Annotated in this window: 25 protein-coding genes; 13 read left to right on the forward strand and 12 right to left on the reverse strand. The window is 70.1% G+C overall.

Annotation, left to right across the window (positions count from 1 at the left end; genetic code table 11):
- The first annotated feature begins 95 nt into the window (after positions 1 to 95).
- From proP to ACWFR4_RS03165, 3 genes are all read left to right on the forward strand, one after another.
- Positions 96 to 1,511 carry a glycine betaine/L-proline transporter ProP gene (proP, locus tag ACWFR4_RS03155; RefSeq protein WP_453457417.1) on the forward strand — a complete coding sequence of 472 codons (1,416 nt, stop codon included), beginning with the start codon at positions 96 to 98 and terminating at the stop codon, positions 1,509 to 1,511.
- Positions 1,512 to 1,596: 85 nt separating this feature from the next.
- Positions 1,597 to 2,730, forward strand: a complete 1,134-nt coding sequence (locus tag ACWFR4_RS03160; RefSeq protein WP_453650476.1) for a DUF2330 domain-containing protein — start codon at positions 1,597 to 1,599, stop codon at positions 2,728 to 2,730.
- A 41-nt stretch (positions 2,731 to 2,771) separates the two neighbouring features.
- The gene (locus ACWFR4_RS03165) at positions 2,772 to 3,452 is read left to right on the forward strand and encodes an O-methyltransferase (RefSeq protein WP_453457423.1); all 681 of its coding nucleotides are present in this window, start codon (positions 2,772 to 2,774) and stop codon (positions 3,450 to 3,452) included.
- 30 nt (positions 3,453 to 3,482) lie between these two features.
- On the opposite strand, the gene ACWFR4_RS03170 is transcribed toward ACWFR4_RS03165, so the two are convergent.
- Positions 3,483 to 3,878 carry a hypothetical protein gene (locus ACWFR4_RS03170; protein ID WP_453457500.1) on the reverse strand — a complete coding sequence of 132 codons (396 nt, stop codon included), beginning with the start codon at positions 3,876 to 3,878 and terminating at the stop codon, positions 3,483 to 3,485.
- Between the two features lie 107 nt (positions 3,879 to 3,985).
- Here ACWFR4_RS03170 and ACWFR4_RS03175 point away from each other — a divergent pair, with 107 nt between their 5' ends.
- Positions 3,986 to 4,399 carry a DnaJ family domain-containing protein gene (locus ACWFR4_RS03175; protein WP_453650478.1) on the forward strand — a complete coding sequence of 138 codons (414 nt, stop codon included), beginning with the start codon at positions 3,986 to 3,988 and terminating at the stop codon, positions 4,397 to 4,399.
- 37 nt (positions 4,400 to 4,436) lie between these two features.
- Positions 4,437 to 4,751, forward strand: coding sequence for an antibiotic biosynthesis monooxygenase family protein (locus ACWFR4_RS03180; protein ID WP_227294460.1), 315 nt, complete (start codon positions 4,437 to 4,439; stop codon positions 4,749 to 4,751).
- A 12-nt stretch (positions 4,752 to 4,763) separates the two neighbouring features.
- Here ACWFR4_RS03180 and ACWFR4_RS03185 read toward each other — a convergent pair whose 3' ends face one another.
- Positions 4,764 to 5,354 (reverse strand): DinB family protein, encoded by a 591-nt coding sequence (locus ACWFR4_RS03185; protein WP_453650480.1) that lies wholly within the window; start codon positions 5,352 to 5,354, stop codon positions 4,764 to 4,766.
- A gap of 86 nt (positions 5,355 to 5,440) precedes the next feature.
- Here ACWFR4_RS03185 and ACWFR4_RS03190 point away from each other — a divergent pair, with 86 nt between their 5' ends.
- A complete protein-coding gene (locus ACWFR4_RS03190; protein WP_453650482.1) occupies positions 5,441 to 5,938 on the forward strand; it encodes a GNAT family N-acetyltransferase in 498 nt (165 codons plus the stop codon).
- A gap of 30 nt (positions 5,939 to 5,968) precedes the next feature.
- On the opposite strand, the gene ACWFR4_RS03195 is transcribed toward ACWFR4_RS03190, so the two are convergent.
- From ACWFR4_RS03195 to ACWFR4_RS03205, 3 genes are all read right to left on the reverse strand, one after another.
- Complete coding sequence (locus tag ACWFR4_RS03195) at positions 5,969 to 8,047, reverse strand: DHA2 family efflux MFS transporter permease subunit (RefSeq protein ID WP_453650484.1); 2,079 nt, start codon at positions 8,045 to 8,047, stop codon at positions 5,969 to 5,971.
- 284 nt (positions 8,048 to 8,331) lie between these two features.
- Positions 8,332 to 9,003 carry an HAD-IA family hydrolase gene (locus tag ACWFR4_RS03200; RefSeq protein WP_453650640.1) on the reverse strand — a complete coding sequence of 224 codons (672 nt, stop codon included), beginning with the start codon at positions 9,001 to 9,003 and terminating at the stop codon, positions 8,332 to 8,334.
- Positions 9,004 to 9,137: 134 nt separating this feature from the next.
- Complete coding sequence (locus ACWFR4_RS03205) at positions 9,138 to 9,716, reverse strand: TMEM165/GDT1 family protein (RefSeq protein ID WP_453457440.1); 579 nt, start codon at positions 9,714 to 9,716, stop codon at positions 9,138 to 9,140.
- A gap of 472 nt (positions 9,717 to 10,188) precedes the next feature.
- Here ACWFR4_RS03205 and ACWFR4_RS03210 point away from each other — a divergent pair, with 472 nt between their 5' ends.
- The 4 genes from ACWFR4_RS03210 (at position 10,189) to ACWFR4_RS03225 (ending at position 15,218) form a co-directional block, all read left to right on the forward strand.
- The gene (locus ACWFR4_RS03210; RefSeq protein ID WP_266564690.1) at positions 10,189 to 10,836 is read left to right on the forward strand and encodes an HNH endonuclease family protein; all 648 of its coding nucleotides are present in this window, start codon (positions 10,189 to 10,191) and stop codon (positions 10,834 to 10,836) included.
- Positions 10,837 to 10,932: 96 nt separating this feature from the next.
- Complete coding sequence (locus ACWFR4_RS03215; RefSeq protein WP_453650486.1) at positions 10,933 to 12,612, forward strand: alkaline phosphatase D family protein; 1,680 nt, start codon at positions 10,933 to 10,935, stop codon at positions 12,610 to 12,612.
- Positions 12,613 to 12,734: 122 nt separating this feature from the next.
- Entirely contained in the window at positions 12,735 to 14,696 is a 1,962-nt protein-coding gene (locus ACWFR4_RS03220) for an FAD/NAD(P)-binding protein (RefSeq protein WP_453457502.1), read from the forward strand.
- A 57-nt stretch (positions 14,697 to 14,753) separates the two neighbouring features.
- The gene (locus tag ACWFR4_RS03225; protein WP_453457446.1) at positions 14,754 to 15,218 is read left to right on the forward strand and encodes a DoxX family protein; all 465 of its coding nucleotides are present in this window, start codon (positions 14,754 to 14,756) and stop codon (positions 15,216 to 15,218) included.
- A gap of 63 nt (positions 15,219 to 15,281) precedes the next feature.
- Here ACWFR4_RS03225 and ACWFR4_RS03230 read toward each other — a convergent pair whose 3' ends face one another.
- Both ACWFR4_RS03230 and ACWFR4_RS03235 read right to left on the reverse strand, forming a co-directional pair.
- Positions 15,282 to 15,713 carry a hypothetical protein gene (locus ACWFR4_RS03230; RefSeq protein WP_453650488.1) on the reverse strand — a complete coding sequence of 144 codons (432 nt, stop codon included), beginning with the start codon at positions 15,711 to 15,713 and terminating at the stop codon, positions 15,282 to 15,284.
- A gap of 2 nt (positions 15,714 to 15,715) precedes the next feature.
- The gene (locus ACWFR4_RS03235; RefSeq protein ID WP_453650490.1) at positions 15,716 to 15,898 is read right to left on the reverse strand and encodes a hypothetical protein; all 183 of its coding nucleotides are present in this window, start codon (positions 15,896 to 15,898) and stop codon (positions 15,716 to 15,718) included.
- A gap of 326 nt (positions 15,899 to 16,224) precedes the next feature.
- Between ACWFR4_RS03235 and ACWFR4_RS03240 the strand changes: the two genes are divergently transcribed.
- Positions 16,225 to 16,848 (forward strand): DedA family protein, encoded by a 624-nt coding sequence (locus ACWFR4_RS03240; RefSeq protein ID WP_453457455.1) that lies wholly within the window; start codon positions 16,225 to 16,227, stop codon positions 16,846 to 16,848.
- Between the two features lie 30 nt (positions 16,849 to 16,878).
- Here ACWFR4_RS03240 and ACWFR4_RS03245 read toward each other — a convergent pair whose 3' ends face one another.
- Complete coding sequence (locus ACWFR4_RS03245; protein WP_116502304.1) at positions 16,879 to 17,121, reverse strand: DUF2277 domain-containing protein; 243 nt, start codon at positions 17,119 to 17,121, stop codon at positions 16,879 to 16,881.
- 130 nt (positions 17,122 to 17,251) lie between these two features.
- On the opposite strand from ACWFR4_RS03245, the gene ACWFR4_RS03250 reads away from it, so the two are divergent.
- The gene (locus tag ACWFR4_RS03250; protein WP_453457458.1) at positions 17,252 to 17,596 is read left to right on the forward strand and encodes a hypothetical protein; all 345 of its coding nucleotides are present in this window, start codon (positions 17,252 to 17,254) and stop codon (positions 17,594 to 17,596) included.
- 36 nt (positions 17,597 to 17,632) lie between these two features.
- Here the strand turns inward: ACWFR4_RS03250 and ACWFR4_RS03255 are convergent, their stop codons facing one another.
- Positions 17,633 to 17,797, reverse strand: a complete 165-nt coding sequence (locus tag ACWFR4_RS03255; RefSeq protein ID WP_453457460.1) for a hypothetical protein — start codon at positions 17,795 to 17,797, stop codon at positions 17,633 to 17,635.
- Positions 17,798 to 18,014: 217 nt separating this feature from the next.
- Between ACWFR4_RS03255 and ACWFR4_RS03260 the strand changes: the two genes are divergently transcribed.
- Entirely contained in the window at positions 18,015 to 18,653 is a 639-nt protein-coding gene (locus ACWFR4_RS03260) for a PASTA domain-containing protein (RefSeq protein WP_453650492.1), read from the forward strand.
- A 27-nt stretch (positions 18,654 to 18,680) separates the two neighbouring features.
- Here the strand turns inward: ACWFR4_RS03260 and ACWFR4_RS03265 are convergent, their stop codons facing one another.
- From ACWFR4_RS03265 to ACWFR4_RS03275, 3 genes are all read right to left on the reverse strand, one after another.
- Positions 18,681 to 19,064 carry a hypothetical protein gene (locus tag ACWFR4_RS03265; protein WP_453650494.1) on the reverse strand — a complete coding sequence of 128 codons (384 nt, stop codon included), beginning with the start codon at positions 19,062 to 19,064 and terminating at the stop codon, positions 18,681 to 18,683.
- 336 nt (positions 19,065 to 19,400) lie between these two features.
- Positions 19,401 to 19,985: a hypothetical protein gene (locus ACWFR4_RS03270; RefSeq protein ID WP_453457469.1), complete on the reverse strand. Its 585-nt coding sequence runs from the start codon at positions 19,983 to 19,985 to the stop codon at positions 19,401 to 19,403.
- A 570-nt stretch (positions 19,986 to 20,555) separates the two neighbouring features.
- Entirely contained in the window at positions 20,556 to 20,900 is a 345-nt protein-coding gene (locus tag ACWFR4_RS03275) for a hypothetical protein (protein ID WP_453650496.1), read from the reverse strand.
- Positions 20,901 to 21,082: the final 182 nt, after the last annotated feature.

Raw genomic sequence — 21,082 nt, forward strand, 5'->3', positions numbered from 1 at the left:
CCTATGGTCGGTTTCTGGCCGCCCCGCCGTGGGCGGCTTCGTCCGTCCCCACGCGGACATGTCCTTGTCCCCTTCGAAAGCAGGCGAGCAGACCCTTGTCGAGTGCCCTAAACGTCGCACCCAGGACCACCGCCCCCGCGAAGGGCGCCTCCCCCGACGTCACCGTCACCGATCCAGCGCTGGTCAAGCGCGCGGTCAAGGCGGCGGCGCTCGGCAATGCGATGGAGTGGTTCGACTTCGGTGTCTACAGCTACATCGCCGTCACCCTCGGCAAGGTCTTCTTCCCGTCGGGCAACCCCACGGCCCAGCTCCTGGCGACGTTCGGCGCCTTCGCCGCGGCGTTCCTCGTCCGTCCGATCGGCGGCATGGTCTTCGGACCGCTCGGCGACCGCGTCGGCCGGCAGAAGGTCCTCGCCGTCACCATGATCATGATGGCGGCGGGCACGTTCGCGATCGGCCTGATCCCGTCGTACGCGACGATCGGCGTCTGGGCGCCGATCCTGCTGCTCCTGGCCCGTCTGGTGCAGGGCTTCTCGACCGGCGGTGAGTACGGCGGCGCGTCCACCTTCATCGCCGAGTACGCGCCCGACAAGAAGCGCGGCTTCTTCGGCAGCTGGCTGGAATTCGGCACCCTCGCCGGATACATCGGCGGCGCGGGCCTCGTCACCCTGATGACGGCGCTGCTCTCCTCCGACGACCTGCTCTCCTGGGGCTGGCGCATCCCGTTCCTGATCGCGGGCCCGATGGGCATCATCGGCCTCTATCTGCGGATGCGGCTCGAAGAGACCCCGGCGTTCGCGGCCGAGCTGAAGAACGCGCACGAGTCGGAGAAGGCCCGGCCCAAGGTGAAGGTGCGCGACATGATCGCGGGCCAGTGGAAGGCGCTGCTCCTGTGCGTCGGCCTGGTCCTCGTCTTCAACGTCACCGACTACATGCTGCTGTCGTACATGCCGAGCTACCTCACCAGTGAGCTCCACTACGACGAGACGCACGGCCTCCTCGTGGTCCTCGGCGTGATGGCGCTGATGATGATCGTCCAGCCGTTCGCGGGCGCGCTCTCCGACCGTGTCGGCCGCCGCCCGGTGATCGCCGCGGGCTGCGTCGGCTTCTTCGCGCTGTCCGTCCCGGCCCTGCTCCTCATCCGTGACGGCTCCCTGTGGGCCATCGCCCTCGGCATGGGCGCGCTCGGCCTGCTCCTGGTCTGCTTCACCTCGGCGATGCCGTCCGCGCTGCCCGCGCTCTTCCCGACCCGGGTGCGCTACGGCTCCCTGTCGATCGGCTTCAACATCTCCGTCTCGCTCTTCGGCGGCACGACCCCGCTGGTCGTCACCGCCCTCATCGGGGCGACCGGGAACATGATGATGCCCGCGTACTACATGATGGCCGCGGCCGTCATCGGTGGTATCGCGGTGTGGTTCATGACCGAGTCGGCGCGCCGCCCGCTGCCGGGCTCGCTGCCCGCGGTCGAGCCCGGCGACCTGCCGCGGACCGTGGCAGCAACAGCCGCGTAACACCAGGAACCGCGCTCCCCCGCGCCTCGTCTGCCCCTTCGCCGCACACGGCACGGACACACAGGGCGCGACATCGGGGGCCGGCATGAGAACCGCACAACCACTGACCATGAGGGCCAGGGCGCTGCTGACCGCCCTGGCCCTCATGGCGTTCCAGATCGCCGCGCTCGTCTCACCGGCGTACGCGTGCGGATGCGGGGCGATGGTGCCGCCCGCGGGCACGGACCTCACCGTGTACGACGAGACGTCCGCGGTGCGCTGGGACGGGCGCAGCGAGCAGATCGTGATGAGCCTGTCGGTGAGCGGCAACGTGCGCGACGCCGCCTGGATCATGCCCGTACCGCACCGCGCGTCCGTCGAACTCGGCGACCCGGGGCTCTTCTCGCAGCTGAGCGAGGTGACGGCGCCCGTCGAGCGGACCCGGCACCACTTCTGGCCCGGCGCCGACGACTGGCCCTTCGACGGCGGGAGCGGCGACGGCGCCTCGGCCGGCGCCCCCGCACCCGGCGGCCCCGTCGAGGTGGTGGGCCGCGAGCACCTCGGACCGTTCGACGTCGCCCGCCTCACCGCGACCGACCCCGACGCACTCGCCGACTGGCTCGACGAGAACGGCTTCCAGCTCCCCGACCGCCTCGACACCGCGCTGCGCCCGTACGTCGACCAGGGCTGGGAGTACGTGGCGATCCGCCTCGCGCCCGCCGACGGCGACAGCGTGCTCGGCGGCGCCCTCGACCCGCTCCACCTCACCTTCGCCAGCGACCGCCTCGTCTACCCGATGCGGTTGTCGAAGCTCGCCCGCACCGAACAGCATCTGCGCCTGTTCGTGCTCGCCGCCCACCGCATGGAGCCGCGCTCCACGATCGGCGGCGACGCGCCGAAGGTCACGTACGCGGGCCGGATCCCGGCGAAGTCCGGCGGACCGCTGCCCGAATTCGCGGGCGGCGAGCGGTACTTGACCGCGCTCACCCAGGATTTCCCGCAGCCGTCGCGCATCTACGACGACCACGAGCTGCGGCGCACCGCCGGCGACGCCACGCACCGCACCGTCGTGTGGGACGACGAACTCCTCACCGCCGGGGGCGTCCCGGTGTGGCTGCTCACCGTTCCGCTGCCCCTGGCCCTGCTCCTGATGGCGGCCGCCGCCCTGTGGTTCCGCCGGCGCTCCCGTCGGCCGGTGCCGCCCCCGCCGCCCGTGCACGCCCCGCCGCCGTTGGGCTGAATCCCACCCGGGCCGCCGCCGCGTGAGCCCATGATGGGGCCATGGCTGAGCACGCATCCGAAGACCAGTGGACCGCCGTCGACGACTACCTGACCGGCCTCCTCGCCCCCGGCGACGAGGCCCTGACGGCGGCCCTCGCGGACAGCGAGGCGGCGGGCCTCCCGCACATCGCCGTCGCCCCGACCCAGGGCAAGTTCCTCCACCTGATCGCACAGATCCAGGGCGCCCGCCGCGTCCTGGAGATCGGCACGCTCGGCGGGTACAGCACGATCTGGCTGGCCCGCGCCCTCCCCGCCGACGGCGTCCTCGTCACCCTCGAGTACGACCCCCGGCACGCCGAGGTGGCCCGCGGCAACCTCGCCCGCGCCGGCCTCGACAAGATCGCCGAGGTGCGGGTGGGCCCCGCCCTCGACTCGCTGCCCGGCGTCGCGGCCGACCACCCCGACCCCTTCGACCTCGTCTTCATCGACGCCGACAAGGCCAACAACCCGCACTACGTCGAGTGGGCGCTGCGCCTGACCCGCCCCGGCAGCGTGATCATCGTCGACAACGTGGTGCGCGGCGGCCGCGTGACGGACGACTCCGGCACGGCCCCCGACATCCGTGGCACCCGCGCCGCGCTCCAGATGATCGCCGACCACCCGAGGCTGGACGGCACGGCGGTCCAGACGGTGGGCAGCAAGGGCTACGACGGCTTCGCGCTGGCCCGCGTACTCCCGTAGTACCCGTTCCTGGAACTGCCTGACGGATCGTCATACCTCGTGGTAGAAACCCACGTTCACGCTGCGGGGCTCATTGCGGTCCAGGACCACGACCTCGCCGGACGCACCCGGCGCGAGAGCCGCAGTCCCTCCGTACACGAGGGGCTGCGGCTCCCCGCCGGTCAACGTGAGGCGCACCTCGGACGAGGGCTCGTGGTGCGAGCCGCGCAGCCAGAAGACGGACCAGGCGCCGTCCTGTCCGCACCGGAATTCGAGATGGACGCGCGAGACGAACAGCCAGTCGTCGGGCGTCGCCAGCCTGCACACGTTCCGGTCGCGCCCCACGCGCAGCACGGCTCCCGGCTCGCTCGGCGCGTCGGCCATCAGCATCCCGGCCGTCGCACCCGCGTCCGCCCCCGCGACGGAGGCCATGGTCAGCTCCAGCACCCGCACAGCTCCTTCGGTCATGGGCGGCCCTTCGGTACCGGGTCCGCCGACGCCGCATCCTAAGTTGTCCCCTGCCCGTGCGGGATGCCCTCTGGGACAATGGCCCCATGACCGAACGCAAGCCACCCGACGTCAGCTTCGAGTCATGGGTCGACAAGCAGATCCGCGACGCGGAGCGCGCAGGAGACTTCTCCCACCTCCCCGGAGCCGGCAAGCCGCTGCCGAGCACGGCCGACACGACGTACGACGAGAACTGGTGGATCAAGCAGAAGATGGCCCGCGAGGGCTACTCCGTGCTGCCCCCGTCACTCGCCCTGCGCAAGGAGGCCGAGGACGCTCTCGCCGCGGCGGCACAGGCCCCTTCCGAACGGATCGTCCGCACCATCGTCACCGACGTCAACGACAAGATCCGCGACATGATGTTCAAGCCCCCGCCGGGCCCGCCCCTCGGCCTGAAGCCGTACGACGTCGAGGAGATCGTCCGCGACTGGCACGAGCGACGCGGGACGCAGGGGACCTGACGCCGATCTCACGCGATGGTGAGCGAGGATGGGCGCCATGAGCATCGTGAAGATCAACGTCCTGACCGTCCCGGCCGAACAGCGCGAGATCCTGGAGAAGCGCTTCGCCTCGCGCGCGGGCGCGGTGGAGAACTCGGACGGCTTCGAGTGGTTCGAGCTTCTCCGCCCGATCGAGGGCACCGACGACTACCTGGTGTACACGCGGTGGCGTGACGAGGCGTCGTTCACCGCGTGGATGGAGGGCTCCATGAAGGAGGCCCACCAGGGCGGCGCGGACCGCCCGAAGCCTGCGGCCAGCGGGTCCTCGGTGTGGTCGTTCGAGGTCGTGCAGCAGGCTTCGCCCAAGTCGTAGTGGAGTAGTGGACTAGAGGCGATCCGCCTCGCCGTCCTCGGTGAGCACCAACCAGCGCCGCCCGTCGATGAGTTCGCGGGCGGCGTCCAGGTGCCCGGCGTGGCAGGCGGTCTCCGTGATGACGTGCAGCAGGACGTCCCGGTGGCTGTGCAGGTGCGGCGGCCCGAAGAGGTGGTGCGGCCACCAGGCCAGGGGCGCCTCCGCGGGCGTGGCGGCGATGATCCCGTCCGCGCGGTCCGTCTCACGGCGGTACCGCTCCAGGACGTCGGCCGCCGGCAGCTCCGGCTCGACCTGCCAGGCGTCCTCAATGGCGTCGAGGCCGTCGATGACTGCCTGATCCCCCGTCAGGACGGCCTGGAACCAGAAGCGTTCGACGTCGAGCGCCAGGTGCTGGACCAGCCCCAGACACGTCCAGCCGGACGGCAGCACGGGCCGCCGCAGCGCCTCGGGGCCGAGCCCGTCGATGATGCCCAGGATGTGGCGGCGCTGTCCGCGCAGGACGTCGAGCAGCGCCTTGATCTCGCCGGTCTCGGGGCTGGTTTCGGAGCTGGTCTCGGCACCGGTCCCACCAGAGGTCTCGTCGGTCACAGATATGTCGGTCACAGGTACCGAGGATGTCCGAACCCCGGGTCCCTGTACAGGTCGAAACCACTTGCGCCCGGCGCCGCACCTTCGCCGACAATGCCCCCATGACTTCGCCGTGGACCATCACCCCTGAGCCGTTCGACTCCGCCGTCGCCGCGGAGCTGTGGCGCGCGTACTACACGGAGGTCAGCGACCGCTGGTATCTGCTGCACGAGGGGCGCACCACCGACCCCGACGAGCTGGAGCGCGAGGTCGCCGCCGACACGGGTGCCTATCTCGCGGCGCCGTGCGGGGTGTTGCTGGTCGCGCGATACCGGGGCGAGCCCGCCGGGACCGCGGGCGTGCGGATGATCGACGCCTCGACCGGCGAGCTGAAGCGCGTCTTCGTGCGGCCACAAATGCGCGGGAAGGGCGGCGGCTCCGTGCTGCTCGCGCAGGTGGAGAGCGCCGCGCGGGATCTCGGCGCCGAGCGGGTCGTCCTCGACACCCGGGGCGACCTGGTGGAGGCCCGGATGCTCTACGCGCGGCACGGCTACCAGGAGACGTCCCCGCACAACGACGAGGAGTACGCCGAGCACTGGTTCACCAAGAAGCTCGCCTGAGGAGCGGAAGCGTGACGCACAGGGGCAGCGTCAGGCGCCGGCCGCCAGTCCGTCGTGCGGACGCTCCGCGTCGGACCCACACAGCTCCGCGTTGAGCTCCTCCACGAGTTTCACCAGGTCCGTCGGCCGGTCCGGGCCCCACCAGTCGCCCAGCAGTTCGGCGAGCGACTCCTCGCGGGACGCGGACAGCCGGGCGGCGACCTCGCGGCCCTCGTCGGTGAGGGCGAGGTCGGGGCCCTCGCGCGTGGCGAGGCGTCTCCCTTCCACCTGCCGGGTCGCCGCGATGATCACGGGCAGCGGTACGGCACTGTGTTCGGCGAGCGCCGACGGCTCCGCCCACCCGTAGCGCTTGATGCGCAGCAGGAGCCAGCTCGAGGCGGGCAGCAGGTCGTAGCCGGCCCGTTCGGTGATCTTCTCGTAGATCTCGCGGCGCCCCTCCCGGGTGCCGAGCACCGACAGGGCCCGCGCCACCTCGTCGTGCGACGAGCGCTGTACTGGGTTGCTGGCCAGGGTCTCCGTCGCGTCCGGCGCGGTGACCGAGCCGCGCAGCTTGTCCTCGCGCAGGAACCAGGCCAGGACGAAGGCGACGAGGGCGACCGGGGCGGCGTAGAGGAAGACGTCCGTGATGGACGACGCGAAGGCGTGCAGGACCGGTCCGCGCAGGGCGGGCGGCAGCTCGCCGATGCCTCTCGGGTCCGACTGGAGCGCGTTCACATCGATGCCTGGAGGCAGGCTGCGGCCGGCGAGGGCGTCCGTGAGTTTGTCTCCGAGGCGGCTCGCGAAGATCGTGCCGAAGATCGCGACGCCGAAGGAGGCGCCGATGGAGCGGAAGAACGTCGCGCCGGAGGTGGCGACGCCCAGGTCCTCGTACGAGACGGCGTTCTGCACGATCAGGACGAGGACCTGCATGACGAGTCCGAGGCCCAGGCCGAAGACGAAGAAGTAGGCGCTCATCTCGCCGGTCGAGCTGGTCTCGTCGAGCTGGTGCAGGAGCAGCAGGCCGAGGGCGGTGACGCCGGTGCCTACGACGGGGAAGACCTTCCAGCGGCCGGTACGGCTGACGATCTGGCCGGACGCCGTCGAGGAGAGCAGCAGTCCGATGACCATCGGCAGCATGTGCACGCCCGACATCGTCGGCGAGACGCCCTGGACGACCTGGAGGAACGTCGGCAGATACGTCATCGCACCGAACATGGCGAAGCCGACGACGAAGCTGATCACCGCGGAGAGCGTGAACGTGCGGATGCGGAACAGCTTCAGCGGCAGGACCGGCTCGGCGGCCCGCCGCTCGACCTGGACGAACACGACCGCGAGGACGACGCCGAGCACCGCGAGGCCGATGATCTGCGCCGAGTCCCAGTCCCAGGTCGTCCCGCCGAGCGAGGCGACCAGGACCAGGCAGGTCGCCACGGTGGCGATGAGGAACGTGCCGAGGTAGTCGATCGTGTGCTTGGCGGAGCGTACGGGGATGTGGAGCGTGGTCGCGATGACGACGAGCGCGACGACGCCGATCGGCAGGTTGATGTAGAAGACCCAGCGCCAGCTGAGGTGTTCGGTGAACAGCCCGCCGAGCAGCGGGCCCAGCACGCTCGTCGCGCCGAAGACCGCTCCGAACAGACCCTGGTACCTGCCCCGGTCACGCGGCGGGACGATGTCGCCGACGATCGCCATGGACAGGACCATCAGGCCACCGCCGCCCAGTCCCTGGAGTGCGCGGAACCCGATCAGCTGCGGCATGTTCTGCGCCATGCCGCACAGCGCCGAGCTGATCAGGAAGATCACGATGGCGATCTGGAAGAGCTTCTTGCGGCCGTACTGGTCACCCAGCTTGCCCCACAGGGGCGTGGCGGCCGTCGACGCCAGCAGGTACGCGGTCACGACCCAGGACAGGTGTTCAAGGCCGCCGAGGTCGCTCACGATGGTCGGCAGCGCCGTCGAGACGATCGTCTGGTCGAGCGCCGCGAGGAGCATGCCGAGCAGCAGCGCACCGATCGAGACCATCACGCTGCGGGGCGCGTGGCCGCCGCCGATCGTGGATCCGGTGCGGTCAACGCCTGGGCCTGCCGTCAGGTCCGTACGGGGAAGGCCCCCGCTAGCGTCCTGGGTCATGGACACCTCCTGAGACACCACGCCGGACACGGCCGGCGGGGGCTCTGCCATCTACCAGAATGGTCGGTGTGCCCCGGTTTGGCCTGTTGAGGCCGGGGGCTCAGGAGGGAGACGGCGGCGCGGGCCGGGGGATGTCGCGACGCGGGCCCGGCAGATGGTGCGGCACGGACCCGGCGGATGGTGCGGCGCCGGGCTCGCCGATACAGGGCTGCGGGACTCGCCGATATGGGGGTTCGGGGCTCGCCTGTACAGGGGTCGGACCTCGCCCATATATGGGGTGCGGGTCAGCCGATGTGCAGCAGGATCTCGCCGGCGGCGCCCGCCTCGACCCGCACCTGCGTCAGGTCGTCCACGACCACCGTGGGGCTGTGCGCGCCCGCGCGGGGGCCGACGCCGACGACGCGCATCCCGGCGGCACGGCCGGCCGCGATCCCGGCCTCCGAGTCCTCGAAGACGACGCAGTCCGCGGGGTCGATGCCGAGCTCGGCGGCGCCCTTGAGGAACCCCTCGGGGTCGGGCTTGCTGGCGCCGACGCTCTCGGCGGTGATGCGCAGGTCGGGCTGGGTGAGGCCGGCGGCGGCCATGCGGCGGGTGGACAGGGCCACGTCGGCCGAGGTCACCAGGGCGTGCGCGAGGCCGCCGTCACGCAGGGAGGCCATGAACGCGGCGGCGCCCGGCACGGGGACGACGCCGTCGATGTCGGCGGTCTCCTCGGCGAGCATGCGCGCGTTCTCGGCGTGGTTCTCGGCCATGGGGCGGTCGGGCAGGAGGAGCGCCATGGACGCGTAGCCCTGGCGACCGTGGACGACCTTCATGACCTCGACGGCGTCGAGCCCGTGGAGGGCCGCCCAGCGCTGCCAGCAGCGCTCGACCACCGCGTCGGAGTTGACCAGCGTGCCGTCCATGTCGAGCAGAAGGGCGCGGGCGGACAGAACAGTGGTGGCCGTCATCGGCAGGGTCCTCCAGGCGTAGGAACAAGGTGACCCCGCCCACCGGTCAGGGTGAATGGGCGGGAGCCACTTTGTTCCTCAACTGTACAAAACGGGGTGGCGACTACGCCAGCGGCCCTGGTCAGGGCCGGATCCACGGCTTACGCCACCGCTTCGTAGAGGCTCCAGACGCCCATGCCGAGCATCAGGACCGCGGCGATCTTCGTGATGAGCGCCAGCGGCACCCGCTTCATCAGGGCCTTTCCGCCGACGATGCCGAGACCCCCGACGGCCCAGAGGGCAAGGACGGCACCGAGGCCGACGGAGAACGGGTCGTCGTAGCGGGCGGCGAGGTTCGCGGTCATGATCTGCGTCAGGTCACCGAACTCCGCGACCAGGATGAGCATGAAACCCGCGCCGGAGACCTTCCAGAAGCTCTGGTCCTTGGGCTTGCGGACCTCTTCCTCCTCCTCGTCCTTCTTCAACAGGAGGACGGCCGCGCCACCGAGGAACAGCACACCGGTCAGGGCGTGCACGAGCTGCTGCGGCAGCAGGGTCAGGACGCTGCCCGCCGCGACGGCGAGCGCGACATGGACGGCGAAGGCGGCGGCGACACCGGCGAAGACGTACGAGGCGCGGTAGCGGGTGCCGAGGACGAGTCCGGCGAGCGCGGTCTTGTCGGGGAGTTCGGCGAGGAAGACGATGCCGAAGACGACCGCCATCACGCTGATGCTGATCAAGATTCCTCAATCGGTCGGGCTGCCCCGCCGAGAGTTCCGTAAGTCCTGAACGACACCTCGGCACGGCAGCGCTCAGGTGCGTACACGGGTGTGCACGCAGGTGAATCACTGCTTTGCCGAAGGTCTCGCTGGCCGGACCGGGTGTACGGGTCCTGCCTCCGGGCGCCGGCTCAGAACGAGCTGAGCAGTATGTCGACGGTCCGGCGAAGAGCTACTCCCCTTCTGCGCCGCCCATCGTACGCGAACTGCTGAGCGAATCGGCATGACCCACGTCACGCCCGGACGCGCCACCCCGGTACCACCGGCCCGCACCAGAAGTCCCGCCCGCTCCACCAGAAGTCACGTCCGCCCCCTTGATGTGTACGCGTCGTTGACGCGACCCTGTCACTCGGCGCACATCTCCCGGAAACCCCGGAGCGCCAGCATGGCCGGGCCCGCTCGGCCAACTTCCCCCCACTTCAAGGGAGTTCACATGCGCATGTTCTACGCGCGTCGACGCGCCGCCGCACTCGGCGCCGTCACCGCCGTCGTCTCCGCCCTCACTCTGCTGAACGGCCCGGCCGCGCAGGCCGCTCCCCCCACCCCGGTCAGCGGGGCCACCGCCCGCACGTACCTCTCCGAGCTCACGGTCAAGGCCGAGGGCTCCTCCGACGGCTACAGCCGCGACCTCTTCCCGCACTGGATCACCCAGTCCGGTGCCTGCAACACCCGCGAGGTCGTCCTCAAGCGCGACGGCACGAACGTCTCGCAGGACTCCAGTTGTGCGGCCACGTCCGGCAGTTGGTACTCGGAGTACGACGGCGCGACCTGGAGCGCGGCGGCCGACGTCGACATCGACCACATCGTCCCGCTCTCCGAGGCCTGGAAGTCCGGCGCCAACGCCTGGACGACCGCCCAGCGCCAGGGCTTCGCCAACGACCTCACGCGGCCCCAGCTCATCGCCGTCACCGACAACGTCAATCAGTCCAAGGGCGACCAGGACCCGGCCAAGTGGATGCCGTCGCGCGCCGCGTACAAGTGCACCTATGTCCGCATGTGGGTGCAGGTGAAGCACTACTACAACCTCACGGTGGACTCCGCCGAGAAGAGCGCGCTGACGTCGTACCTCAGCGGCTGCTGAACTCTCGTGCCGCGGATCTGAATCCCGGCCTGCCGGAACCTCCCCGCCGGCCTCCGTCGTTCCGTACCGTACGGGGCGACTGAGGAGGCTGATCACGTGGCACGGCTGCGACTTGGACCGCTGCTGAGATACGTGGACGAGTCGTCGGCGACCGTCTGGGTCGAGGCGAGCCGTCCGTGCACCGCCGAAGTGCGCTGCGCGGACGGCTCGTCAGGCCGTGCCCGCACGTTCCAGATCTGCGGCCACCACTACGCGCTGGTCCCGGTGACGGGCCTCACGCCGGGCAGCGCGACGGCCTATGAGGTGCTGCTCGACGGCGCCCCGGTCTGGCCGCTCGCCGACTCGCCCGTTCCGCCGAGCACGATCCGCACACCCGCGTACGACGACGCGGCACGCCCCGTCCGTATCGCGTTCGGCTCGTGCCGGTGGGCCGCGCCGCCCGCCGACGACCACGATCCCGTCGGCCCCGACGCCCTGGACACGCTGGCCACCGAGCTCGCCTCCGCACCCGATGCCGAGCGCCGCCCCGATGTACTGCTCCTGCTCGGCGACCAGGTCTACGCGGACGAGATCTCACCGGCCACCCGCCGCTATCTCGCCGCCCGCCGCGACCTGCGCGACGCCCCGGGCAACCAGGTCGCGGACTACGAGGAGTACACCCGGCTCTACTACGAGTCCTGGCTCGACCCCGATGTGCGCTGGCTGCTGTCCACGGTCCCCAGCTGCATGATCTTCGACGACCACGACGTCATAGACGACTGGAACACCAGCGCCTCCTGGCTCGCGGAGATACGGGCCACCGACTGGTGGAACGAGCGGATTCTCAGCGGCCTCATGTCGTACTGGGTCCATCAGCACCTGGGCAATCTGGCGCCCGCCGAACTGGCCGCCGACCCCGTGTACGCGGCGGTGCGCGCGGACCCCGACGGGACGAACGCGCTCAGGGAGTTCGCCGCCCGCGCCGACGCCGACGCGACCTCCGTCCGGTGGAGCTACCGGCGCGACTTCGGCCGCGTACGGCTCCTGATGGTCGACACGCGGGCCGCCCGCGTCCTGGCCGAGACGGACCGGTCGATGCTCGACCCGTCGGAGGCGGCGTGGCTGCGTGAGCAGGCGCTGGAGGGGACGGGGGCGTCACCGGACGACACCTCGGGGGCGTACGACCACCTCCTGATCGGGACCTCGCTGCCCTGGCTGCTGCCGCATCTCGTGCACGACGCCGAGGGGTGGAACGCCGCACTGTGCCGGGGTGAGCGCGGTGCGCGCTGGGCCCGGTTCGGCGAAAAGCTGCGCAGGCGGGCCGACTTGGAGCACTGGGCCGCGTTCCCCGCGTCGTTCGACGCGCTGACGGCGCTGATCGCCGAGGCGGGCAGCGGTGAGGGCGCACCGGCGACGGTGTGCGTACTCTCCGGCGACGTCCACCACGCATACGTAGCCGAACCCGCCTGGCCCCACGACGCAGCGGCCCCGGCCGCGCGGGTCCTGCAGCTGACCTGCTCACCGGTGCACAACTCGATCCCCGGCTCGATAAAGGTCGGATTCCGCTTCGGCTGGAGCCGCTTCGGCCGCGCTCTCGGACGGTGCTTCGCCCGGCACGGCCGCCTCGCCGCTCCCCCGGTCTCCTGGCGCAAGACGGGCGGACCCTGGTTCGGCAACCAGCTGATGACCCTGACCCTGCGTGGGCGCACGGCACGGCTACGCCTCCGGCAGGCGCAGGCGGTGCCGGGCGAAAAGGCCAGGCTGCGGGAGGCGGCGGACACCGTGCTGAGTGAATGACCGTACTGAGTGAATGTTGTGAATGACCGTGCGTGACCAGGCCTGTCGCCCACGGGGCCGCCGGGTGAAGATACGGCGCACACCCGGACTCCGCTCTTCCCTTGACAGGGCGACCCGGCATGATGAGCGGACGTTCCGCTTCCAGCAGCCCCACATGCCCCGGGAGTCCCTCTTTGTCCGCAGTGTGCTCGGCGCCGGCCGCAGCGATAGTCGGCGCGGGCCCGCGCGGCACCAGCGTCCTCGAACGACTCTGTGCTTCCGCCGGCGAGCTCCTGCCGCCCGGTGCCCACCTCACCGTCCACGTCGTCGATCCGGCGCCGCCGGGAGCCGGCAGCGTCTGGCGGACCTCGCAGGCGCCCGAACTCCTGATGAACACCGTCGCCTCACAGGTCACGCTGTTCACCGACGACAGCGTGGACTGCTCGGGCCCGATACGCCGGGGGCCGAGCCTGCACGAGTGGGCCCAGCGCCAGAGCCTCACCCTCGGCCCCGACGACTACCCGACCCGCGCCCTCTACGGCCGGTACCTGGAGTGGGTGTTCGCCGAAACCGTGGGCTGCGCGCCCGACGCCGTACGCGTCGAGGTCCATCGCGCGCGAGCCGTGCGTCTCGACGACGCGGACGACGGCCGCCAGACCCTCGTACTCGACAACGGGCGCGAACTGACCGGCCTGTCCGCCGTCGTCCTCGCCCAGGGCCATCTGCCCACCGCCGCGAGCCCCGCCCAGACGCGCCTCACCGAGTACGCGCGGCAGCACGGCCTGCGCCACATCCAGCCCGCGAACCCGGCCGACCTGGACCTCTCCCTCATCCCCCCGGGCGAACCCGTCCTGCTGAGGGGCCTCGGCCTCAACTTCTTCGACCACATGGCGCTGCTCACCGAGGGCCGCGGCGGACGCTACCGCCGCACATCCTCGGGGGAGTTGCGGTACAAGCCCTCGGGCCGCGAGCCGCGCCTGTACGCCGGTTCGCGCCGCGGCATCCCGTACCAGGCGCGCGGCGACAACGCCAAAGGCCCGTACGGGCGCCACGAACCAGCCGTTCTCACCCCCGAGGTCATCGCCCGCTTCCGCAAGCGCGCGGACTCCGGGGACGCGCCGGACTTCCTGGGCGAGATCTGGCCACTCGTCGCGAAGGAGGTGGAGACCGTCTATTACGAGACCCTGCTGCGCCGCGCGGGAGCGGGGGACGCCGGTTTCCGCGAAGGCTTCCTCGCCGCGCCGCACCAGAGCTCCGAAGAGGCCGACGTCCTGTACGAGTTCGGGATTCCGGAGGTTCTCCGCTGGTCCTGGGACCATGTCTCCCGGCCGCACGCAGAGCTCTCCTTCGGCTCGCCCGCCGCGTGGCGGACCTGGCTCCTGGCCCATCTGCGCGAGGACGCGGCGCACGCCGCGCTCGGCAACACGGACGGTCCCGTGAAGGCCGCCCTGGACGTGCTGCGCGACCTGCGCAACGAACTGCGCCAGGCCGTCGACCACGGCGGGATCGGCGGCGCATCGCGACGCGACCACCTCGACCGCTGGTACACCCCGCTCAACGCCTTTCTGTCGATCGGCCCGCCCCGGCGGCGCATCGAGGAGATGACCGCGCTCGTCGAGTCCGGCGTCCTGACCGTGGTCGGGCCGCGCCTGGACGTGCGGGCCGAGGACGGCGCGTTCGTCGCGCACTCGCCCGATGTGCCCGGATCATCCGTGACAGCCACCACACTCGTCGAGGCGCGGCTGCCGGAGACGGACGTGGCACGCACCGGCGACCAACTGCTCGCCGGGCTCCTGAAGACGGGCCACGTCCGGCCGCACACGCTCGACGGTTACGCGACGGGTGGGGTGGACGTGACACCGCGCCCGTACCGTCTGATCGACCGTCAAGGACGGCCGCACGCAAGGCGGTTCGCGGTCGGCGTGCCCACGGAGGGGGTGCACTGGGTGACCGCGGCGGGGGCCCGGCCGGGGGTCGATTCGGTGACCCTTTCGGACGCGGACGCGGTCGCACGAGCGGCTCTGCGGACGGCTTCCGGGGAGCGCGTGGAACCCGGCGCAGAGCAGCACTCCCGGCCAGATGTTGAACTTGCAAGCGTTGATTAGGGTCCCCTAACCTGTGGCCTCCATCGGTTCGTCCCCAACCGACACAAGGAGTCCCCCATGACTGGACGTCTCAACAGCGCCCAGCCCTACGCCCTCGGCCTGTTCCGCATCATCGTGGGCCTGCTCTTCGCCTGCCACGGCGCCGCCTCGCTCTTCGGCGTCCTCGGCGGAGCGATGGGCGGCGGCACCGTCCCCACCGGCACCTGGCCCGGCTGGTACGCGGCCGTCATCCAGCTCGTCGGCGGCATCCTCGTCGCCCTCGGCCTCGGCACCCGCGCCGCGGCCTTCATAGCCTCCGGCTCGATGGCCTACGCGTACTTCAAGGTCCACCAGCCGGAGGCCCTGTGGCCGCTCCAGAACGGCGGCGAACCGTCCGCGATGTTCTGCTGGGCCATGCTGCTCCTGGTCTTCACCGGCTCCGGCGCGCTCGGCCTCGACCGGCTGCTCACCGCCCGCGGCGAGAGCGCGGAGAACCCGGCCGCCTCGGCGTCCGCCGGGGAGCGGGAGCCCGCCGCGGCTTGATGCTGTGACTGCTTGACGGAGGTACCGGTGCGCGCCGCGCGCCGGTACCCCCCTCCCCGCCGCTCACCTCCCCAGGTGAACCGGCGACCCGACCGACACCGGCTCGACCGGCAATCGTTCGAACGGCATCGCCTCGACCGACACCGGCTCGACCGGGAATCGTTCGAACGCCGCCGGTTCGAACGGCACCGTGAAGCACGCGATCCGGGCGCCCGCTCCGCCCGGTATCCCGTGCAGCACGACGGACCGCGCCTCGCCAGGCCTGAACTCCCCGCCCTGCCGCGCGGTCGCCGCCCCCGCACCGTGCGCGTCCGTGGTGAACCCGAGCCAGACCTCTTTCTCCGGGTTCGCATAGGCCGGGTCCATCGACGGCTGCACCGGATCCTCGCGGTGCTGGTAGCGCCCGCCCGCGGCCGGATCCCCGCCGCACTCCCCCTGGTGCACATGCGCGCCGTACGCGCGCCCCGCGGCCAGCCCCTCGACCCGCACGCTCACGCTCACGCGACCGCCGCGCTGAACGACCTCGATCCGCCCCCGGCAGGCACGAGCTTCATGTCGTACGTCAGCGCGGGCGACGCCACGAAGGCGTTCGAGGGCGAGAACAGCGCCACCTCGCGCACCTCGCACCCACCCTGATCCACCGTCGCACTGCCGGCCGTCCCGCCATCCTCGGTCCCCATGCCCGCCGCCTGCCGCGAGCACGGCCGCCGCCACGGCTACCGCCACGATTTCTGCCACCTTCGTCCGCCCCTCCAGCTTTCGCCCACCCGCTCCGGGCCGGCTCTCCCGCCCCGTCGTCCGTACGGGGTTACCGGGGCGTACCGCGCGTGCGACGCGGCACCCGGGTGAACGTGACCTGGAGAACACCTGAGCCCCTGGTGACTCTCCAGCCACAATCGAGGCGTACGCTGTACAGCTGTCATCAGCCGCCCCTGCCGCTCCCCGCGACACCGCGGCGTCAGTCGCCGACCGGGGAATTCACGAACACGGATCACGGGGAGTCGCGGTGCTGGAGAGTGTGGGGTCGCTGACCGGCGGTCCGTGGATCTACGCGGTGGTGGCCCTCTCGGTACTGCTCGACGTGTTCCTGCCCGTCCTGCCGAGCGGCGTCCTGATCATCACCGCGTCCACCGCCGCGGCGGCCGGCACGGGGGCGGCGGCCGGGCAGGTGACGCCCGAGGTGCCGTCCATCCTGGCGCTGATCCTGTCGGCGGCCACGGCGTCGGTACTGGGTGACCTGGTCGCGTACCGCATCGCCTGGCGCGGCGGCGAACGCCTCGACCGCGCAATCGCCCGCTCCCGCCGCCTGACCAGCGCGCAGGAACGTCTCGGCGGGGCGCTGGCGCGCTCCAGCGGCGGCATCCTCGTGGTCATCGCCCGCTTCGCCCCGGCGGGCCGCTCGATCGTCTCGTTCGCGGCGGGCACGGCTCATCGCCGGGTCCGCGAGTTCCTGCCGTGGTCCGCCCTCGCGGGCGTGGCCTGGGCGGGCTACAGCGTGGCCCTCGGCTACTTCGGCGGCCAGTGGCTCGGCGCGAGCTGGCTGGCCACGGGGGTGTCACTGCTCGCGCTGTTCGCGGCGGGAGCGGGGGCGGCGTTCCTCATGCGGCGACCGGCGGAACGGGCGAGCTGACCCAGCCGAGGCCCACGCCTGGGCCCGTCCCTAGGCGGCAGACTCCGGGGCCAACTGGCGTCCCTGGCCACGGATTTCGAGCCCGTCGAGCAGCTCGGCGGTCGCCTGGGCGACGACGTCCACGGCCCGGTCGAACACCTCCTTGTTGTGCGCGGCGGGCGCCCTGAAGCCGGACACCTTGCGCACGTACTGCAGGGCTGCGGCCCGGATCTCCTCCTCGGTGGCCTCTTCGGGGAGGACGGGCGGGCGAAGGGTCTTGATGCTGCGGCACATGCCTCCAGTCTCGCGCGCTCCCCCGCCCTCGCGCACGCCTTCGGAAAGAACGTACGTTCGAAACACACGTACGAATGAACACGCCCCTCATCGCTCGCCTCAAGAAATCGAACAGGCGTAGCATTGCCGCGTGGCAGCGACCTATGACTTCCCGAGTGACCTCCTGGCGGGCCAGGAGGAGCTGCACCAGGTCAGGGCGGAGCTCCTGACCCTCCTGAAGCGGCTTCCCTGGTCGGTGGACCCTCTCGACGGGTTCAGCGACGACCACGGCTGGCGCAAGCGCGAGCGCCCCGCATCCCCCGGCTGGACCCCGGACGAACAGGCCGAGGTCGAAAAACTCCGTCAACGGGAGCGCGAGCTGGCGGTCTTCGTGACGTGCCACCGCCACTGGAAGGACGTATCGGGCCCGGACACGGTGGACGCCCGCATGCAGCTCAAGCGGGCCCACGAGGCGGGCACCCCCACCCCGGATTGACCGGACCCGGCCGGACCCCCACAGGCGGGGTGATGCTCAAGCGGCCTCGCGCATGGCGGCGGCCCACTCGACCACGAGCGCCTCGTACTCCACCCGTTCCTCCGCGCTCAACCGCCCCCCGGCGCACAGCCAAAGGGCACGTATCTGCTCGTTCACCTCGGCGGCAGGCCGCACGGTCGCGGGTTCGGAAGTCGTGGCCATAACGTGAAGCCTACGTCCACGCACGTGAAGGTCACGTGAAACCCCCGCAGAGTGACGGAAGTTACGACGTCAAGCGCACCGCACGTCGACAACGCACCCACCCCACACGGACATTCCACTCTCCCGTGGGCCCACATAACGGAAGACTCCTTCACGTTCCCTTCACATGGCACATAATGCCCTTTCTGCGCACGCACCATCCCAGGGGGACTACGACATGCGCACGCGCACGAGCGTCACCGCACTCGTCGGCACCGCACTTCTCGCACTCACGGGCTGCGGAGCCGCAACGGTCAGCGACAAACCGGCAGCACCTCAGACCACGCCCGGAACCCCCACCCCGGCCACCACCGCCACCCCGGGCAAGGCCACCGCCACCGAGACGGCAAGCCTGCCGAGCATGACCGGCAAGGGCCTCCAGTACGCCCAGGACCAGGCGCAGGCCGCGGGCTTCTACGGACTCACGTCCCACGACGCCCTCGGCCGAGGCCGCATGCAGGCGTTCGACCGCAACTGGAAGGTGTGCTCGCAGACCCCGGCGGCCGGGAAGCACGCCACGGACACGAAGATCGACTTCGCCACGGTCAAGCTGGAGGAGGAATGCCCGTCGAAGGACGCGGGCACACCGCAGGCGGCCGGGTCGACGATGCCCGACTTCAAGGGCAAGTCGGTGAAGGCGGCCCGCGAGGCCCTCGACAGCGGCTACAGCATCACAGTGAACGACGCGACCGGCCAGAATCGCATCGTGTTCATGGAGTCCAACTGGCAAATCTGCACCCAGAACCCGCCGTCAGGCACCGAACTCGACGGCCGGCCGGTGAAGTTCGACGCTGTGAAGTTCAACGAGCCCTGCTGACACAGACCGCGGGCCGCTGGGGTGCGTTCAGTCCAGGAGGTAGGAGCAACCGTCCTTGTCCGTACGGGAAATCCTCGTACCGCGGACGGACAAGTCATCTTCCTCCCTGACGGTGCATGGGAGCTGAACCTCCTTCAGCCGGCTCCCATGCATCATCCACAGCCCGAAGCAGTCGTCGTCCTGGTCCCGAAGCAGGATCTGAACGGAACCCGGGAACCGCCAGGGCATCTGTTCCAAATGAGCCAGGAGACCAGCCCAGTTGCGTCTCCAGAAGTAGATGGACCACGCGTCCATGCCGTTGATGGGTTCGAAGCACTGGTGCCACTCCCTATGGGCGTCGGGTTGGGTCAGCGGCTCCATCACGTCGTCGCCACCAAACGCGATCACGATCACTTCGCAGTCTCTGCTCATGACCCGCAGTATCGACGCCGGCTGCGACCAGCTCAGGCCCCAAGATGGCGCTGCCGAACCCGAGACAGGCCACAAGCACCGCGCCGATTCCCCAGAGTCCGGGCTGTCGGACCCACCCCTCAAGTCGCCGGCCCGGTAGTCGTCCGAGTAGCAGGAGCCGAGGCCGGCCCAGAACTGTGGCCGACAGGGGCACGGCCCGCGCACAGGTTTGGACGGGGGCACGCACGTCATGAGGTCGGGTTGGGTGGTGTGACTGTCTACTGGCACCGAGGCGAGTCGAATTGAGTACGGATAGTCACGCCGGAGTCATGGTTCCGCCAGTCCTTTACCGAGCATTCAGCGCAGGCGGAAAGGCGGACCTTGAGCGCAGCCGGGCGGTACATTATTGCCGCTCACGTTAAAGTCTGCGCACGTAAGGAACAGATCGTTATATTTGCCGAGCAGGAAGGCCATGATTCCGATCACCACCGTGATGCCGACGGCCATGAAACGCTGAGCTACAGGAAGTTCGTGATAGTCGGAAAGTAGAATTTTCGTCAGCAGCCAGGTTAGATACGGGGCAGCCACCAGGGTAATCAGCGCCTCGAAGTAATGGAGGTAGTGGAAACCGCGGCTTCTTGGTGCCGTCATACCCAGAACAATCCAGAGGGACGGCAGTAGCAATGCGATCCAACTGCCCCAGGGCACGGCAACTCTTCTGCGCAGTACCAGGCCCGAGAGCAGTACGGCCGTGGCCACAGCCCAGAGAGCCAGCACACTGTCGAAGAAGATGTCGTTATAGGCGCCGAATGTGAACGCCGGCCACCAGATAACCAATGTTCCACCCGCCGCCGCGGCCGCGGTGGCTCGCAGAACAGAGTGGACTTCGGGTAGGCCTCGCTTAGCATTCGGGCTCGGATCGCGCGGCTCTCCAAGCATCATTCCGACTCCACAAATTCGCCGTCAAGCCAGTAGGTGACTACTTCTATTCACTTCTTTTTGCAAGATGCATTCAGCCTACTTGACAATATATGGGTGAGGCTTCCCGGGTTATGGCAACACGCCGTTGTGGCAGTGGGCCTCGCGCTGCTTCGCCTTGGCCGCAGATGTCGGTGGAACGACTTTGGCGCTGGAGCCGATTTGGCGCGAGTGATCACGGCCCCTTAACGGGTGATCAGTTCCGGGGCGGCTTGAGCCTGCTTTTCAAGGGCGGCCGTGATCCGAAGCGAAAGCGCCCAGGTCGCCCCGGCTGTAGCGGCAGCCCAGGTGAACAGCGCATCTCGACTGCGCCGAGCTGTCATTGACCGTGCTTGACCGCACGATGTGGCACGGCTGTGGCACACGACCGCTTCGTCCCGAAGCAACTTGGGCGGGGTCTCTGCTTGGGCTGGCTTGCCCATCAGCCGCGCTGATGGTCCGCAGGCGTCCGTGCCCGTCCGCCGTTGTCCGTGGGCGTTGTCACGCAGTCAGATACTCAGCCGGGTCAGCGGCTGACCGCCCTTGCGCCGACGGTCAACTCGACTCAGTGGGCGAAGAGACCCAGGCGAAGGCGTCTGCCGTTCGGGTAGCCAGCGATCCGGTCCGCCACGTATCGGTGATGTCGGCCCAGCCGTCGAGGTAGGCGCTGCGCGCGCCGTGCTCTGCCGCTTGGTCATAGGAGAGGGTGAACCTGTAGACCCTGCCGTCTTCGGAGATGACTTGGCCGTCCTCGTGATCGGGGCCCTCCTGCAAGAGGTCGACGACGATCGTCCGGTCCGGATCGAGCCCCTGGGCCCTCAGGAGCGCCCGCAACCGGCTCCACAGGTCGTAGTCGCTGGTCCGCAGGAGATCGGTGTACTGAAGGACGATGCTTGACACCACGAACCCCGTGATCGGTCCTGCACCTGGCGAAGGGAAGCACACGGCAAGGGCGTAGAGGGATGTTGCCGACGACCGGCTGACGCTCTGCCGAAGCATGCTCAGGCAATCGATACCCGCTTTAGGAGCGAGGGGGGAGAGGTGGGCCGCGACCTGCGGCAACGCGACATCGGTAGATGCTG

The sequence above is a fragment of the Streptomyces sp. NPDC055140 genome, from assembly GCF_053607285.1.